Genomic DNA, 2,958 nt, shown 5'->3' with positions numbered 1-2,958 from the left:
GGGCCGGACGGGGCGGGGGCATCGTCGCCGTCATCGTCATCCGGAGCGGGCCTGATCGGTCCCGCCTTGCCGATGGAGCCAGAGGTGGCCGCCAGCAGCGGCTCCGGCCGCACGGCCAGCCACCCGGCCAGCGCTAGCGCAAGGCATAGCAGACAGCACGCCGCCGCGCACGGACGTCCGCTGTTCCGTCCGGCAGCCTGCCCTGCCCCGGCGGCAGCCGTCCGAAACGGCAAGAACGGATGCTGGAACGGGCGCATGGCTCAGGCCACCCCGCCGTCGAGAAAAGGACACAGAGGGCAGTCGGCGCAACGCGGCGTGCGCGCGCGGCACCAATCCTTGGCCACTCGCACGATGAGGGCGTGGTATTCGTTGTACAGGGGCACGTCCGGTTCCAGCACGTCCATGAACACGTCGCGCAGGTCGTGGTAGGGGATGTCTTCCGGCACCATGGCGTGCCGGTGCAGGATGCGCCGGGTGTAGGCATCCACCACGAAGGTGGGCAACCCCACGGCGTACAGCAGCACGGAATCGGCCGTTTCCGGCCCGATGCCCGACACCTTGAGCAGGCGGGGGCGCAGGTCGTCCAGGTCCTGCCCGGCCAGCACGCCGAAGTCGAAGCCGCAGGTATCATCCAGAAAGCGCAGCAGGTTGCGCAGCCGCACCGCCTTCAGCCGAAAGAACCCCGCCGGGCGGATCAGCTCGGACAGGTCCGCCTCGGGCAGGGACAGCAATGTCTGGCCGCTGGCCAGCGCGCCCGCGCCCCGCAGGCGCAGGATGGCTTTTTCCACGTTGGTCCACGCGGTGTTCTGGGTCAATACCGCGCCCACGCAGATTTCCAGCGGCGTCTCGCCCGGCCACCAGCCGCTGGGGCCCAGCCGGGCATACATGGCCGCGTACATCTCGCGCAACAGGCGTTCCCGTTTTCCTCGCATGGGCCGCACCCTAGCCTCATCGCGCATGCCCCGCAACCGATGGCGCAGCACGGGGCTGTGCTACCAAGGCTGCACGTTTTTTCAGCCTCCGGCAACAGGCCGTGTCTTTTTTACGCCTCCGGCGGGCAGGGGACGTTGTCCCCTGCACCCCTTGAATTGTGGATCAAACAAAAACGCCGCATGGTGCGTTGCACATAGCGGCGCTGAAAATACACCCCAACCAAAAAGTTTTGGGGGGAGGGGTCCGGGGAGGGAGACCTTTTTACGCGTTGCGGTCGCCATCCGTAAGACTCGCGCTTCGCGCTCATCTAACGGCTGCCGCAAAAGATCCCCTCCCCGGTACTTCCGTAATTTCGTAACTCTTCTTCCCTACTCCCAGATCAGGGCGGCCCATTCGCCTTCCACGCGGCGGCGTGCGGGGGGCATGCCGAGGCTGGTGTAGGCGGCTTCCACGCCGTCGGCCTGTACGGCGAGCAGGCCGGAGAGGACGAGGCACCCGCCGGGGGCCAGCAGGCCGAGAATATCGGGGGCGAGGTCTTTCAGGGGCTGGGCGAGGATGTTGGCGAGCAGCACGTCGTAGCGTTCACCCTGGGCGGCTTCGGTGCTGCCGAGGCGCACGTCGATGGCGGGGGCCACGGCGTTGATGACGCGGTTTTCCTCGGCGTTTTCCACGGCCAGCATGTCGATGTCGGTGGCCACGCCGGTCAGGCCCAGCTTGGCGCAGCCGATGGCGAGGATGCCGGAGCCGGTGCCGAGGTCGAGAAAGCGCAGGCCTGGCCGCAGCCGACCGGAGGCAGCCAGTTCGGAAACGGCGCCGAGACACAGGGCGGTGGTGGGATGGTGGCCTGTGCCGAAGGCGGTCTTGGGCTCGATAACGATGGGGGTGCGGCCTTCAAGGTCTATGGTGTCGATCATCCACGGGGCGATGACCATGAAGTGGGTGCCGCAGGGCACGGGCGTGAAGAAGTCGCGCCAGGCCAGTGTCCAGTCGGTATCGGGCACGGAATCGCGGGTCACCTCGGCGCGGGGCAGTTCGGCGCGCAGGGTGGCCAGCAATTGTTCGCAGAAGGCGGGGTTGTCGGTGTGCACGCGCAGGCGCACGGAACCGTCGGGCAGGCTTTCCTCTTCCCAGCCGAAGGGCACGGCAAGAGCCAGGACGGCGTCGACGGTTTCGAGGTCTTCGGGGCAGTCGGCGGCAATGACGATGCTGATGCGGATAAGGTCGGACACGTGGTTACCTTGCCTGGTATCGGGCCATCTGCCGTTCCATGCGCCGACTTGCGGCGGTCAGGGTCCAGCAGACGATGAAGTACAGCACGGCGATGGTGAAGAAGAGTTCTGCCGGAGCGGTCAGCTCGCGGTTGTTGATCTGGGTGGCCGTGCGGGTAAGTTCGGAAACGCCGATGATGTAGGCGAGCGAGGTATCCTTGGTCAAGCTGACGAACTGGTTCACGAACGAGGGAATCATGTTGCGCAGGGCCTGCGGCAGGATGACATAGACCATGGCCTGGGTCTTGGAAAGCCCGGTGCCGCGCGCGGCCTCCATCTGGCCGTGGGGCAGCGCAATCACCCCGGCGCGCACGATTTCGGCGATGTAGGCCCCGGTGAACACGATGAAGGCCACGAGGGCGCTTTCCGCCTCGGGCAGGGTATGGCCGAGCACGATGGGCGCAAGGAAATAGAACCAGAAGATGAGCATCAGCAGCGGAATGCCACGGATGATCTCTACATAGATGATGGCGGGCAGGCGCAGCCACCAGCGGTCGGACAGGCGCAGCAGGCCAAAGCCAAGGCCCAGCCAGAACGCGCCGAAAATGCCGCCGATGGCCAGCACCACGCTCATGGCAAGACCGCCCAGCGGCCCCTGCGGCCACGAGCCCACGAGCAGGTAATCGAAATTTCTCCAGACGACGTCCCACTGCACGCCGGTTGCTCCTTGCGACTGATTCTGAAACATGGGCGGCGCGCTGCCCGGCGGTATCCGGGGGCACGCGGCGCCGCCGCGCGAAAAGGCCGGGCCGCCGGG

Annotated in this window: 3 protein-coding genes; all 3 read right to left on the bottom strand. The window is 66.7% G+C overall.

Going from position 1 to position 2,958, the window contains the following annotated elements; translation table 11 throughout:
- Positions 1-260: 260 nt before the first annotated feature.
- Complete coding sequence (locus FVW27_RS12015) at positions 261-932, bottom strand: endonuclease III domain-containing protein (RefSeq protein ID WP_167125452.1); 672 nt, start codon at positions 930-932, stop codon at positions 261-263.
- Positions 933-1,301: 369 nt separating this feature from the next.
- Entirely contained in the window at positions 1,302-2,162 is an 861-nt protein-coding gene (locus tag FVW27_RS12010; protein WP_167125450.1) for a 50S ribosomal protein L11 methyltransferase, read from the bottom strand.
- A 4-nt stretch (positions 2,163-2,166) separates the two neighbouring features.
- Positions 2,167-2,856 carry an ABC transporter permease subunit gene (locus tag FVW27_RS12005; RefSeq protein ID WP_167125448.1) on the bottom strand — a complete coding sequence of 230 codons (690 nt, stop codon included), beginning with the start codon at positions 2,854-2,856 and terminating at the stop codon, positions 2,167-2,169.
- Positions 2,857-2,958 lie beyond the last annotated feature (102 nt).

It is taken from the genome of Nitratidesulfovibrio liaohensis (assembly GCF_011682075.1).
In the GTDB taxonomy this organism is placed as follows: domain Bacteria; phylum Desulfobacterota; class Desulfovibrionia; order Desulfovibrionales; family Desulfovibrionaceae; genus Cupidesulfovibrio; species Cupidesulfovibrio liaohensis.
Note: the sequence above shows the minus strand (reverse complement) of the source record. Positions and strands in the feature narration are given on the sequence as shown.